Origin of the sequence: Amycolatopsis sp. NPDC048633, assembly GCF_040650695.1 — a bacterium.
GTDB lineage: Bacteria > Actinomycetota > Actinomycetes > Mycobacteriales > Pseudonocardiaceae > Amycolatopsis.
In genome coordinates this window covers 107279-119119 of record NZ_JBEZHS010000004.1, presented here as the reverse complement: position 1 = coordinate 119119, position 11841 = coordinate 107279, and the positions used below count along the sequence as shown (strand labels likewise).

Here is an 11841-nt window from a genome sequence, read left to right as displayed (position 1 = left end):
GGTCCGGGACCGGCTGGCCGCCGGCACGCCGGTGCTTTCCCTGGAGTTCATGCCGCCGCGTCCCGCCGACGATGCGGGCCGGATCTGGCAGAACGTCCGCAAGCTGGAGTCGCTGCACCCGGGTTTCGTGTCGGTCACCTACGGCGCCGGAGGCTCGACCCGGGACAACACCATCGCCGTGGCGGCGCGGATCGCCCGGGAGACCACGATGCTGCCGGTCGTCCACCTGACCGCGGTCGACCACTCGGTCCGGGAGCTGCGGTCGTTCGTCGGGGCGCTGGCCGACGCCGGCGTGACCGACGTCTTGGCGCTGCGGGGTGACCCGCCTGGCGACGTCATGGGGGAGTGGGTCCGCCACGTGGAAGGGCTCGCGTACGCGAGTGAGCTGGTGACGCTGCTGCGCGAGCACGGCGACTTCTGCGTGGGCGTGGCCGCCTTTCCCTTCGGACACCCACGATCGGGCTCGGTGAACGAGGACACCGCGCACTTCGTGGCCAAGTGCCGGGCGGGCGCGGACTACGCGATCACCCAGATGGTCTTCGATGCCGACGACTACCTCCGGCTGCGGGACCGTGTCGCGGCGGCGGGCTGCGACACTCCGATCATTCCCGCGCTGATGCCGGTGACGACGATGAAGACCATCGCCCGCTCCGAGCAGCTGTCCGGCGCGCCGTTCCCCGCCCACCTGGCGGAGCGGTTCGCCGCCGTCGCGGACGACCCCGCGGCGGTGCGGGCGCTGGGCGTCGAGCAGGCGATCCTGCTCGCCCGGCGGTTGCTGGCCGAAGGAGTGCCGGGCCTGCACTTCATCACGTTCAACTTCGCTCGAGCCACCACGGAGGTCGTCGCGGAACTCCCGGTGTTTGCGTAATGCCGCCGAAGCCGCGCCGGATCCGGGTCGATGGCGACGAGCTGGTCGTGCTCACCGGCCGCGCCTACGAAAACCTGGCGAGCCACCGCCGCCAAGCCGGCGCGCAAGGCGCCCGGATCCGGGCACTGCGCACGCAGCTCGACCAGCTCAGCACGTTCGTCGACCGGCTCGAACGGACCGCGGCCGACCTGCCCGAATGCAAGCCCATGCCGTGCGCGGCCTGTGCCGGGGCCGAATGTGCCCGCGATGCGCTGCTCGCTGCGTTGGCTGATCGTCCACCTCAGACAGGAAATCGATGAGCCTTACTCAGTCTCCGTTGCCCGGTCACGCGCGGCGTGCCGCCGTGACCAGACCGGACGTCGGTCCGCTCAAGGTGATGGGTGTCCTCAACGCCACCCGGGACTCGTTCTGGCCGGGCAGCCGGTTCGCGGCAACCGAGCACGCGATCGCCGCCGGCGAGGAGATGTTCGCGAGCGGTGCCTGGGCGGTCGACGTCGGAGGGGAATCGACCCGGCCGGGCGCCGATCCCGTTTCAGCTGAGGAAGAACTGGACCGCGTGGGCCCGATCATCGCGGCGCTGGCGAAACGCGGCCGGGTGTCGGTCGACACCCGGCACGCCGAAGTCGCCGAGGCGGCGGTGCGGCTGGGTGCGTCGATCGTCAACGACGTGTCCGGCACCCTGCACCAGGTGGCCGCCCGGCTCGGTGCCGGCTACGTCGGCATGCACTCGACGGCGGTCCCGGTGCTGGCAGGCACCCAGCCGGCGTACGACGACGTCGTCGCCGAGGTGAGCACGCACCTCTTGGACGTCGCGGCCGCGGCTGAGAGCACCGAACTGTGGATCGACCCGGGGATCGGCTTCGGCAAAAGCGTCGAGGACAACCTGCGCCTGCTCCGCGGCCTGCCGGAGTTGTGCGCCCTGGGCGTGCCGGTGCTGCTTGGCGTCAGCCGCAAGTCGTTCCTCGGTGCGGTCACCGGCCGCGCGGTCGATGACCGGCTGGCCGCGTCCCTGGCCTTGATCGCTCCGGCATGGTCGGCTGGCGTCGACGTCATCCGGGTGCACGACGTCCCGCAGACGCGGGACACGATCGCGGTGCTCGAGGCCTTGTGGCCGGCCTGACTTTCCGGGGCCGGCAGTCCATCATGGCGCGATGAACCAGCAGGCCGCGGTGATCTGGCAGGCCGGGGCGGTCGCCCGCATGCTCGACGTCCCGCCGTCGACGCTGCGTGCGTGGCACCGCCGCTACGACCTCCCGCTGTCGACGCCGCAGACGAGCAGCCACCGCCGCTACGGCCGGCCCGATGTCGAGGCGCTGCTGCGGATGAAGCACCTGATCGAACAGGGCTCCACCACCGAGAACGCGGCGGCCCGTGCGTTCGGCGCCGGTGGCGTCATCGACGTGGTGACGTTGCTAGCCGCGGTCCGGCAGCTGAAGATCGACACCGCGACGGCTCTTCTTGATGCGCACCTGGCTGCCCACGATGTGATCGAGACTGGGGACCGTCTCTGGTAGTAGGTCACCGAAGCCGACGCGGCCGGCCTATGGCCCCTGCAAACCTCGATCTTCAACGAGAACCGCGCCTCGATCGCGATGCATCGCACGGCCGGCTACCGCACGCTCGGTGTCCGCGAACGCATCGCCCAGCGCGACGGTGTTTGGCACGACACCGTCTTTCTGGAGCGTCGCAGTCCGGTCGGCTGATCGTGCGGAGGCTTGGGACGGTGTGACTCTGAGTGCGTCGCTGAAGGCGTTGTGCTTCAGGCTGGTCGTTCTGTGGGTGAGCTTGACCAGCCCGGCTTGACAGGGTCGACCCAGTCTCGCAGTATCCGAACAAGTGTTCGATGAGTGTTCGGGTTCGCTCGCGGCTTCCCACGCGGGTGTCTCCGGTGCGTGTTCGTGGTGCTGGAGGTGCGTGGTGGCGGTGCCGGAGGCGGTGGCCGGACTTGCGGCGATCCCCGGCGTCCGCACGGCCGCCCAGCTCAAGCAGCCTGACTCCGAGACGCCGACTGCCTCTGGGGCGCTGCCGGTGGTGCCGGCGCTCGCCGAGCTGCTGCCGGCCGGTGGCCTGCGGCGTGGCAGCACCGTGTCGGTCTCGGGCTCCACCGCGCTGGTCCTCGCCCTGCTCGCCGAAGCGACGCAGCAAGGCTCGTGGGCTGCCATCGCCGGCATACCGGAGCTTGGTGTCGCCGCGGCGGCGGAACTGGGCGTCGACCTGGAGCGGTTTGCGTTGGTGCCCAATCCCGGGGCCGAGGTCGTCGCGGTCGTGTCCGCGCTGATCGACGGGTTCGACCTGGTCGTGCTCGGCCCGAATGCCGTCCGGGGAGTCCAGCCGCAGCTTGCCCGTCGGCTGGCCGGACGGGTGCGCAACCGCGGAGCGGTGCTGATCACCGCCGGCGCCTGGCCCGGAGTCGATCTCGAGCTGCGCGTCTCCAAGCGCAAGTGGCACGGTCTCACCGAGGACGGGTTCGGTCACCTGGAGTTCCGAGACGTCGTCGCGACCAGCCGAGGCCGCGGCGCCGCTGCTCGGCCGCAGACGGTCGCGATCCAGCTGCCCGGCCCAGGCGGCGCGGCTGCTGCGGGCCGCCCGCTCGCCCGGCGGAGCCTGACCGAGGCCGCAGGATGACCCGCGGGCTCGACCGTTGCGTCCGATGATCGGCGATCAGCCCGGCAGCGTTGCCCGATCGGGTGTTCGCCGGGAGTTAGGCGAGCTGCTTCCGGTCCGGCCGTCGACGGGTAAATCCGCCGTCTGCCTGCGTGGGCACCGACTTGACCTTGACCTCTACGACAAGCTGGCGCCGTACAGCCACCGCTACCGGCTGCACGCCACGCCGTGCGAGGTGTGCCGGGCGGTCGAGGCTTGCGACCCGTCCGAGCGGCGCCTCTCCGAATGGGCACACCTCGACATCACGAGTCCACGGGCGTTCGACCCGGCGTTCGACGAGGGACTGCTCCTCATCGTCCGCGCGCCGCCGCCGGGGACGCTGGCCGGCCAGATCGACCTCCACCTCGACGGCACACAGGTCGCGACCGCGACGCTCAGCATTTGCGTTCCATGCCGGGCCGCCACCCTCGACTACGTAAACGTCGTCGCGAGTTACCGGCGGCTGGGCTACGGCCGCACGCTCGTCACTGCCGCGGCAGCCCGCGCTCCCGGCTATCAGTGGACTGCCCCGCTGCCGGACGGACCGGTGGCTCGATCATTCCGAGCCCGCGTCGCCATGCGCCGGGCCGGAGCTCCGTGCATCCAACGCGGTGAGGGCGGCTTCAGGCGATGAGAGCGGGGAAACGCTAGGAATCGGCCATCGCCGAGGGCCTGAAGAGCTCCGCCAGGCAGCCCTGCCCGCCTGCGGGCACGGCCTCACGGCCTGCGCTGCCTTCACGGGCCAGGACGGCGGCGAGCTCATCGCCGCCGCCCGCCGCGCCGATGTCGACCTCGCATGCCGACAGCATGGTCGTGGATACCGCGATATTTCCCTTCGGCTGGGATCCCTTCGACACCGACCAGAACACACCGGGCCTGGTCCGGCAGATCGTCGATTCCGCGGTCCGTGCATGCCTTCATCGCGCTGCTACGGTCGGTGACGGCGAGTGCAAGCTGGCGGGAGGCTGGTGTAGGTGGCGGAGGCCGGATACCCGGTGTCGATCAAGGGCGTGCTGATCCGGGACGACCGGGTGATGCTGGTGCACAACGAGCGCGACGAGTGGGAGCTGCCGGGCGGCCGGATCGAACCCGGCGAAACCCCGGAGCAGACCGTGGCGCGAGAGATCACCGAAGAGTCCGGGCTGCCGGTGGACGTCGCGGAGATCCTCGACGCCTGGATGTACCACATCGACGTCGCCGGCAAGGACGTGTTCATCGTGACGTACGGCTGCACCACCACATCCGACGCGGCGCCGGTCGTCAGCCACGAGCACAACCGCATCGGCGAGTTCGCCGAGCACGAGGTTGTCGGGCTGCGCATACCGGAGGGATACAAGCGCTCGATCGCCGCCTGGTTCGGCCGGCTCCGCATCCTGCACCCGGCCCTGCAGCGGCCACGGTCGGGTGCGAACGCTGCGGGACGGCCTTGAGCCGGTTGGTCTTCCTGGAACGCGCTTTACGTCGTGCATCCACGCGGCGCTGCGGACCTCAGGCAGTGAGGGCCGGCGGAGTCGCCGGGAATCGGCCACCGAGCAGAGCCTGTAGGAGGTCCGGTAGCTCGGCAGGCAGCAGCTTCTCCACGCACTCGGCCAGCTCGGTGGCTGGCCACCAACGGCGTTCGATGAGGCCCGCGCGCTCGTTGGCGGTGTGCCGGAGAGCGACCTGCGGCGCATCGTGGTCGGTGCGGGCGAGGTAGACGTGGTCGAGGCGGTGGTGTTCGCGGCCGCGGTAGGTGAAGCGGCTTTCGCGGGTCCAGAGCTTGCGGCCGATCTCGTCCAGGACGAGCCCGGTCTCCTCGGCGATCTCGCGCCGCGCGGTGTCCTCGAGTTTCTCCTCGGGGTCCTGGCCGCCGCCGGGGAGTTCCCACCAATGGTGACCGGGGTCGTCGGGGTCGCGGGCGTGGATGAGCAGAACTTCGTCGTCGCGGTTGAGGAGCAAGACGCGGGCGCCGACCCGCAGGGCCGGTTCGCTGGCGACGATCATCCGGTGGGTCCTCGTGCTCGGCGGCTCGGGTGGCGGCCGGGCACGAGTACCCAGGTTCAGAAGAGCGTTGCCTCGCGGTCCGCAGCCGGGTCGGACGTTATCAGCGGTGCGGTCGCGGTCAGCGTCAGCGTGACGGCGAGTCCCGAATGGTCCGTGAGCACCGTCTCGCCGAGCCGGGTGTCGTGGACGTACGCGCAGTGCGTCACGTGCTCGATGAGCGTGGTGGAGGCGTGGGCGTGGTCGTAGCGGTAGCCGAGCTCGGCGCGGCGGGCCCAGCTGTGCTCGACGGCGGTCGGGTGCAGCGCGCGGAAGGCGTCGGCGAGGCCGTGCCGGTGAGCCAGCTCGGTGTAGAACGCCGTCTCGAACGGCGCAAACTGCCCAGGATGCGGTGGTACGTGGCCCGGCTCGAGGACGTTGAGATCGCCGAGAAGGAGGACAGGGGCGTCGTCGACCGTGGCGTCGCAGGCCTGGTGGAATGCGTCGATCCAGGAGCGTTTGCGGGTGGTCTTTGCTTCGGTGGCGTCGCGGGAGGGGACGTAGGCGCCGAGGATGCGCAGCGGTCCGCGGTCGGTGTGCACCACGATGCCGGCCAGCCGGGCGGGCAGGTAGGTCATCGAGGCGCCCACCGGGTCCACCGTGGACTCGAGCTTGGACAGCATCATGACGCCGCGTTCCTTGTCGGGGTGCTCGGGGTAGGTGACCGACCAGCCGGCGTCGGTGAAGGAGTCGGCGATGAGGTGGGTGCCCGGTCCGGAGCCGGTTTCGGTGAGCACGAAGACGTCCTCGTCGCGGCGGGCGAGCCAGTCGCGTTGGCGGCGGGCCCGCTCCAAAGCAGGGTTGCCGATGTTGAGGGTGAGGACGGTCAGGGGCATGCCGGGCTCTCCGTGAGGATGGGGCGGATCAGGTCGACAATGGTGCCAGTTGTCTCCTGGGGATCGGCGGCGCAGTCGACGACCTGAACGGGCCAGCCTTGGTCGTGCAGGAACGTTGTGGCGGCCAGGTAGCCGTAGGTTTCGCGGAAGCTGATCCCGGCCGCGCGTTCGAACCGGCTATGTGTGCCGCGGGCGCGGAGCCGCCGTTCGACAACCGCCGGGGCCGCGCTGAGTGCGACGACGAGGTCGGGCCGGTAGACGCCGTGGTTGAGCGCCCAGACGACGTCGAGCGGGATCCCGTCCAGTCGCTGCAGGACCAGCGACGATGCCACGTAGCGGTCGCAGAGCACGACCTTGCCCGTGCTCAGAGCCGGCAGGATTTCCGTGGCGAGCTGGTGATGCCGGTCGGCTGCGCAGAGGCAGGCGAGAGCCATGTCGAGGTAGACGTCTGTGCCCGCCCGGGCAAGATTGCCCAGGGGTGTGCCGGATGGCTGGGCGGTCGCGTGGACGGGCACACCGTCGGCTTCGAGCTTGTCGGCGACGAGCTCGGTGATCGTGGTCTTGCCGACGCCGCCGGGGCCTTCGAAGGTGACCAGCGTGCCGGGCAGGCGGGTGGTCATGCGACGTCCAGAGGCAGCAGGTGGTGGGTTTCGGCGGTGACGGGGCACAGCTCGGTGTCGACGCCGCCGATGCGTCCGCCGCCGGCGACAACCGCGGCCGGGCAGCCTTTGCCGCAGGCGGGTTCGAGGCTGCACGAGGTGCAGGTCGGGTTCGCGCCGACCTGGAATCGGTCGTGGAAGCGGTAGTTGTCGAGGCGGGCGGCGAGGTCGCGGTCGGTGAAGATGTTGCCGACGATGAAGTCGGTGTCGGGATGCCGGGAGATCGGGGTGCGAGCGGCGAAGACGAGGTAGGGGCAGACGGTGACCTCGCCGGGGGTGAAGACGTAGATGATCGTCCCGGCTTCGCAGCCGGCCAGGGGTTTGCGGTCGGTGTTGGGGAAACGGATGTGGGCGATGTCGAGGTCGGGGCCGTCGAAGGGCGCGGTCAGCTCGAAGATCTCCTGCATGTGCATGGTTGTCTTAGCCAGCTTTCGCTGGGACTTCACGCCGCGGCCCATGCTGCCCAGGGGGTTGAGCAGCACGTACCGGGCCCCGTTGTCGCGGGCGAAAGCGCACAGCTGCACGTACTCCTCGTTGGCGGCCAACGAGTTCGGAGTGCACAGCAGACCCTGCAACAGGCTGGCCGCGGCGAGCTTGCGGACGTTCGCCACGGTCACGTTGAAGGAGTCGCGGTCGCCGCGGAACAGGCCGTGCGAGTCGGCGGCGAACCCGTCGAGAGAGACGTTGACGTGAACCCCGGCGGTGACGAGCTGCCGGATCAGCTTGTCGTCCAGCTCGGTGGCGTTGGTGCAGATGCCGAGGTCGATTCCGGCGTTGCGGAAGGCGTGCACGATACCGAGGAAGTCCGGATGGATGGTCGGTTCCCCACCGGTAAGCGTGACGCGCCGGACCCTGGCTTCGGCTAGGCGGGGGACCACCTTCTTCACGACCTCGGTCAGCGGCATGTCCTTGCCGTGCTTGGTCGCGGAGACGAAGCAGTGCGCGCAGCGCAGGTTGCACCGCTCGGTGATCTGGACCAAGGCTTTGCGGTAGGGGGTGTCGACGGTTGTACGGAAGTAGCAGCTCGACGCCTGCTCGTCGATGGCGATCGGACGGACGGTCATCGTTGACTCCTTTGAGGACGATACGAATAGAGGTGGCTTTGGCAGTCAGCTGTGTCCGATCCGGCTCTGACGTAACGGGATGCCGCGCTGTCGCCGGACGACCACGTCGCAACTGTCACACTGGCGAGGAACTGAGCGGTTCCGCCGCTGGCCTAGCGGCAGGAACGACGCGACGCCTGTGGCGCCACAAAGCATTGTGATCGACTCGCCCGGATCCGGGATCCCTGCAAGGCGTGCGTGGTGCCATACGCCCTCGATCACCGGGTTGAGCATGATCGGGTCGAGGTAGATCACCGCAGCCGTCATGACGCCTGGCTCCGCTCGGTGTGATTCAGTGTGTCGACTGTCGCGGAATCGCTGAGCGCCTGACGTTGCAGAGCATTTGAAGTGCCCAGATATCCATCGAGCAGCGGCTTCTCGGTGATGTATGCAGTGCAGTGGACATGCTTGAACGTTGCCGCTACAGGAGCGCGTCCGACTTCGAAGAGGGTGAACGCTGGGGGCGGGTTCAATCCCGTTGCCGTCGTCGGCACGATCCGGACACTCACATGGTGCAATTGTGCGGCGCTGCGGAGGCGCTGGATCCGTTCGTCTGCATCGACTTCGTTGCTTGCCGTGCGCACGGCCTCCTCGCCGATGAGGAAGAGGTATCGGCGACGACCGTCCTGCATCGTTTGCTGGCGAACGCTTCGTTCAAGTGGTTCCAGCTCGCCGAGGCCTGACATCTTTTCGTCCCCGCCGAGTACGCGCTCGAAGTGTTGCTGCGGTCGAAGTAGTTCGGGAAGGGACGAGGGGGCCCATTCTACGATCCGGTCCGAGAGTTGCTCGTACGTCCACATCAGACTGAATGCCTGCGTGTCGTGCTGTGCGATGAAGTTGGCGTCGTAGGCGTGCTTGGCCAGCTTCATGATCTGTTCGTGCTCGGCACCGCCGATTCCGAGGAAGCCGAGGATGTGGGCAACGTCAGGTGGATGCGCGATGTGGGTCGCTAGCTCCAAACCCGACAGTCGCGCTGGCGACATGCCGAGCTGGCGAGCGAGCTGGCGTAGCCCGACCTTCCGCTGTTCGCGGGCTTCGCGCAGGCTGGCGCTGACGATCAAGACGGCGGGCCGGTGGATGGCGGGCAATGACATGGCTCGGTCTCTCTGAGGGGGTGGCATGGCAGGGGTGTGCTGGTGCAGCAGGAGGGAAGCGGACGCCGCTACCGCCAGCGCTCCGGCAACGGTCGCGGAGTACCGAACTTCGGCCAGTACGCGTCGAGCACCAGCATCGCCGCTTCGTGATCCAGCTCGGTCAGCTGCTCATCGCGTCCACGAGGTCGTGTGAGCTGATGGAACGCCGCCGCCAGGCGGGTATCGCCCTCCGCTTGAGTAGTCGCGGACAAAGGTGTCCGATCGGACGGGGCGCCCCGACATTCGGGCAAGGCGTCAAGGTCGCGTGGAGTCTCGTTGTTACCGTGCGCTACCGCTTGCATGGGTTGAGCTTCCATCGGGAGGTCGCGGCCGCAAACGACGTCGACGTATGAGTTTTAGCAGGTAGGAGTCGTGTGGTGTCGGATTCCATACGCCGGACGGATGGAATCCGACATACGCTGTGTTCGATCGAATACACTGCGTGTTAGGCAAATGGGAAGGAGGGATCCGGCGTGCAGACGCAGACAAGAAGGTGTGAGAAATGCGGTGCGCGCCTGGCTCGTGACCGCGTCAGCAATCACTGCGGTCCCTGCCTTCGCGTGCTGATTGCGAACGAGGCGCCGTCCCAGCCCGACACCTTCTGGGCCGCGGAGAGCATCGCTGCTGCACTTGATGCGCGCCATTTTGGACAGCTCTTCGCCGCCTACCGCAGGGAATCCAACCCGCACGTGTCGCAGGCAGCGCTCGGTCGCTGGCTCGGCCTGACTCAGGCGCAAGTCAGCCGGCTGGAGGCGCCGGGCGCCCGCCCGCCGTGCAACCTGGTAAACCTTGATCGCTGGGCGAAGGCCCTGCAGGTCCCTCCGGCGTTGCTCTGGTTCAGCGTTTCCCATACCCCCAACGAATTGGCCGGATCGGGCGACGAGATTAGCCTCGAACGCGTGCAGAGACGACAATTTTTCAGGACCGCAGGTGTCGGCGCCACGGCGATCGGCGCGTCATTGCTCGGTGCCGGTGCGACCGTCGCGGCCGGTTCGCCGAAGCCTCGAAGTACCGATGTCGAGATCGTGCGCGACATGACGGCGACGTTCCGGCGTCTGGACAACCGCTTCGGCGGCGGACACAGCCGCGCAACGACGACCATCACGAACTACCTGACGTCGACCGTCGCGCCGATGCTGAAGGACACGACCAGGAAGGCGGCGGCGCGGGAAGAACTGCTCGGGGCAGCGGCCGAGCTGCACCAGGTTGCCGGCTGGATCGCCTTCGACGTCGGTAACGCCGCAGAAGGGCAGCGGCGCCTGCGTGATGCGTTGAAGCTGTCGCAGGACGCAGGCGACGACGCGCTCGAAGCCGAAATGTTGGCGGCCATGAGCCATCACGCTGCCTTCAACGGCGCCCCCGAGGTCGCCGTCGACATGGCGCTCGCCGCAAGGCGCACGTCGAAGAGGTCTGGTTTGGCCGCTCTGCAGGCGGAGGCCGCGGTGCTCGAAGCTCATGGCCATGCGCTTCAAGGGAACACCTCAGCCTGCTTCGCGGCACTCCAAGAAGCCGAACGAGCCTTCGAACGCTTCTCACCTGGAGCCGGACCGGCGTGGCTCAACTACTTCGACGGCGCGTACCTGTCGGCGAAATTCGCTCACGTGTTCCGAGATCTCGGCTCAGCGGCCGAAGCTGAACAGTTCGCTCGCCGATCGCTCGGCATGGACGACGGGTACGAGCGCGGGAGGCTGTTCAACACCGCGTTGCTTGCGTCGACGCTGGCCGATCAGGGCCGCGTCGACGAAGCCTGTGTGGAGGCTGCGGCTGCGGTGCGGATGAGTGAGCACGTCCGGTCCATCCGAGGTGGTGCCTACCTCGCAGATGTCGGCCGCCGGCTCGGTCCTCACCGCGCCGACCATCGGGTGCGCGCGCTTTACGCGCAGATGGACGCCGCCGGCGTGCCGACTCCGGTTCAGCGGTAGAACGCGAGGACGTGGAGTAGCGCGACCTGGGACGCCGCGCCGACGATCTCGCCCTTGGCGATACGGTCCCGGACCGTGTCGAGCGGTATCCAGGCGACCCGCTCGGCCTCGTTGATGTCCTCGGGCTCGCTGATGTACTCGGCGCCTTGGGCCACGAAGAGGAGATTCTCGGCGTCGGCGCTGCCGACAGTAGGCTGCATCGAGCCCAGCGGCTCGACATTCAGCGGTCGCCAGCCGGTTTCTTCCTGGACCTCACGGGCAGCTGTCGCCGCGGGATCCTCACCAGGGTCGACGTAGCCGCCAGGCAACTCCCAGACCCACCGGTCGATGATGAACCGGTGCCGCCACATCATGAGTACGCGGTCCTGGTCGTCGAGAACGGCCATCATCGCGGCCTTGGGCATGCGGAGCACGTACTGTTCGAATTTCACGCCGTCGGGTAGCTCGACCGACGCGATGCTCAGGCGCAGGCGGCGGGTGTCGTCGACGACCCGTTCGCCGTGGATCTTCCAGCGCGTCAGCTCTTGCCCGTTGGGTTCGGTGGCCACACCACGAGATGCTACGGCGTCTTCACGAAGGTGCGCGCGCTGTCGGGCGAGGATCACGGGGCGTCGTCGCCGCGCGGGTGACATTCGCCAGTACCAGGTGGTCCTCGACT

At 68.5% G+C, this 11841-nt stretch carries 16 protein-coding genes and 1 pseudogene; 9 read left to right on the top strand and 8 right to left on the bottom strand.

The window, feature by feature from the left end; all coding sequences use genetic code 11:
• Nucleotides 1-13: 13 nt before the first annotated feature.
• The 7 genes and pseudogenes from AB0C38_RS11320 (at nt 14) to AB0C38_RS11290 (ending at nt 4145) form a co-directional block, all read left to right on the top strand.
• Nucleotides 14-868, top strand: coding sequence for a methylenetetrahydrofolate reductase (locus AB0C38_RS11320; RefSeq protein ID WP_360670973.1), 855 nt, complete (start codon nt 14-16; stop codon nt 866-868).
• Nucleotides 868-1167 (top strand): hypothetical protein, encoded by a 300-nt coding sequence (locus tag AB0C38_RS11315; protein ID WP_360670268.1) that lies wholly within the window; start codon nt 868-870, stop codon nt 1165-1167. Before AB0C38_RS11320 ends, AB0C38_RS11315 begins: the two co-directional genes overlap by 1 nt.
• A gap of 44 nt (nt 1168-1211) precedes the next feature.
• Nucleotides 1212-1988 (top strand): dihydropteroate synthase, encoded by a 777-nt coding sequence (gene folP / locus AB0C38_RS11310; protein WP_360670265.1) that lies wholly within the window; start codon nt 1212-1214, stop codon nt 1986-1988.
• A 31-nt stretch (nt 1989-2019) separates the two neighbouring features.
• A complete protein-coding gene (locus AB0C38_RS11305) occupies nt 2020-2382 on the top strand; it encodes a MerR family transcriptional regulator (protein WP_360670262.1) in 363 nt (120 codons plus the stop codon).
• Between the two features lie 3 nt (nt 2383-2385).
• A pseudogene (locus AB0C38_RS11300) lies at nt 2386-2571 on the top strand (ArsR family transcriptional regulator); the annotation flags it as partial.
• Between the two features lie 214 nt (nt 2572-2785).
• Complete coding sequence (locus tag AB0C38_RS11295) at nt 2786-3493, top strand: hypothetical protein (RefSeq protein WP_360670259.1); 708 nt, start codon at nt 2786-2788, stop codon at nt 3491-3493.
• 25 nt (nt 3494-3518) lie between these two features.
• Complete coding sequence (locus tag AB0C38_RS11290; protein ID WP_360670256.1) at nt 3519-4145, top strand: GNAT family N-acetyltransferase; 627 nt, start codon at nt 3519-3521, stop codon at nt 4143-4145.
• Between the two features lie 13 nt (nt 4146-4158).
• Here AB0C38_RS11290 and AB0C38_RS11285 read toward each other — a convergent pair whose 3' ends face one another.
• On the bottom strand, nt 4159-4380 hold the full coding sequence (locus tag AB0C38_RS11285; RefSeq protein ID WP_360670253.1) for a hypothetical protein: 222 nt from the start codon (nt 4378-4380) through the stop codon (nt 4159-4161).
• Between the two features lie 105 nt (nt 4381-4485).
• Between AB0C38_RS11285 and AB0C38_RS11280 the strand changes: the two genes are divergently transcribed.
• The gene (locus AB0C38_RS11280; protein ID WP_360670251.1) at nt 4486-4941 is read left to right on the top strand and encodes an NUDIX hydrolase; all 456 of its coding nucleotides are present in this window, start codon (nt 4486-4488) and stop codon (nt 4939-4941) included.
• A 58-nt stretch (nt 4942-4999) separates the two neighbouring features.
• On the opposite strand, the gene AB0C38_RS11275 is transcribed toward AB0C38_RS11280, so the two are convergent.
• From AB0C38_RS11275 to AB0C38_RS11250, 6 genes are read right to left on the bottom strand one after another with little or no spacing between them, the layout of a single operon-like run.
• Entirely contained in the window at nt 5000-5494 is a 495-nt protein-coding gene (locus tag AB0C38_RS11275; RefSeq protein WP_360670248.1) for an NUDIX domain-containing protein, read from the bottom strand.
• 56 nt (nt 5495-5550) lie between these two features.
• The gene (locus AB0C38_RS11270; protein WP_360670245.1) at nt 5551-6366 is read right to left on the bottom strand and encodes an endonuclease/exonuclease/phosphatase family protein; all 816 of its coding nucleotides are present in this window, start codon (nt 6364-6366) and stop codon (nt 5551-5553) included.
• Nucleotides 6357-6986, bottom strand: coding sequence for a dTMP kinase (gene tmk, locus AB0C38_RS11265; RefSeq protein ID WP_360670242.1), 630 nt, complete (start codon nt 6984-6986; stop codon nt 6357-6359). Before tmk ends, AB0C38_RS11270 begins: the two co-directional genes overlap by 10 nt.
• A complete protein-coding gene (locus tag AB0C38_RS11260; protein WP_360670239.1) occupies nt 6983-8089 on the bottom strand; it encodes a radical SAM protein in 1107 nt (368 codons plus the stop codon). Before AB0C38_RS11260 ends, tmk begins: the two co-directional genes overlap by 4 nt.
• Before the next feature lie 45 nt (nt 8090-8134).
• Nucleotides 8135-8395: a hypothetical protein gene (locus AB0C38_RS11255; protein ID WP_360670236.1), complete on the bottom strand. Its 261-nt coding sequence runs from the start codon at nt 8393-8395 to the stop codon at nt 8135-8137.
• Complete coding sequence (locus AB0C38_RS11250; RefSeq protein WP_360670233.1) at nt 8392-9222, bottom strand: Scr1 family TA system antitoxin-like transcriptional regulator; 831 nt, start codon at nt 9220-9222, stop codon at nt 8392-8394. Before AB0C38_RS11250 ends, AB0C38_RS11255 begins: the two co-directional genes overlap by 4 nt.
• A 512-nt stretch (nt 9223-9734) precedes the next feature.
• Between AB0C38_RS11250 and AB0C38_RS11245 the strand changes: the two genes are divergently transcribed.
• Nucleotides 9735-11183 carry a helix-turn-helix transcriptional regulator gene (locus tag AB0C38_RS11245; protein ID WP_360670231.1) on the top strand — a complete coding sequence of 483 codons (1449 nt, stop codon included), beginning with the start codon at nt 9735-9737 and terminating at the stop codon, nt 11181-11183.
• Here AB0C38_RS11245 and AB0C38_RS11240 read toward each other — a convergent pair.
• On the bottom strand, nt 11174-11731 hold the full coding sequence (locus tag AB0C38_RS11240; RefSeq protein ID WP_360670228.1) for an NUDIX hydrolase: 558 nt from the start codon (nt 11729-11731) through the stop codon (nt 11174-11176). The two genes, AB0C38_RS11245 and AB0C38_RS11240, sit on opposite strands and share 10 nt — an antisense overlap.
• Nucleotides 11732-11841 lie beyond the last annotated feature (110 nt).

What these genes read in the sequence shown, in the direction of transcription:
- AB0C38_RS11260 (WP_360670239.1), bottom strand. Translation starts at nt 8,089, where the DNA reads ATGACCGTCCGTCCGATCGCCATCGACGAGCAGGCGTCGAGCTGCTAC.
- AB0C38_RS11255 (WP_360670236.1), bottom strand. Translation starts at nt 8,395, where the DNA reads ATGACGGCTGCGGTGATCTACCTCGACCCGATCATGCTCAACCCGGTG.
- AB0C38_RS11270 (WP_360670245.1), bottom strand. Translation starts at nt 6,366, where the DNA reads ATGCCCCTGACCGTCCTCACCCTCAACATCGGCAACCCTGCTTTGGAG.
- AB0C38_RS11250 (WP_360670233.1), bottom strand. Translation starts at nt 9,222, where the DNA reads ATGTCATTGCCCGCCATCCACCGGCCCGCCGTCTTGATCGTCAGCGCC.
- AB0C38_RS11290 (WP_360670256.1), top strand. Translation starts at nt 3,519, where the DNA reads ATGATCGGCGATCAGCCCGGCAGCGTTGCCCGATCGGGTGTTCGCCGG.
- tmk (WP_360670242.1), bottom strand. Translation starts at nt 6,986, where the DNA reads ATGACCACCCGCCTGCCCGGCACGCTGGTCACCTTCGAAGGCCCCGGC.
- AB0C38_RS11315 (WP_360670268.1), top strand. Translation starts at nt 868, where the DNA reads ATGCCGCCGAAGCCGCGCCGGATCCGGGTCGATGGCGACGAGCTGGTC.
- AB0C38_RS11275 (WP_360670248.1), bottom strand. Translation starts at nt 5,494, where the DNA reads ATGATCGTCGCCAGCGAACCGGCCCTGCGGGTCGGCGCCCGCGTCTTG.
- AB0C38_RS11305 (WP_360670262.1), top strand. Translation starts at nt 2,020, where the DNA reads ATGAACCAGCAGGCCGCGGTGATCTGGCAGGCCGGGGCGGTCGCCCGC.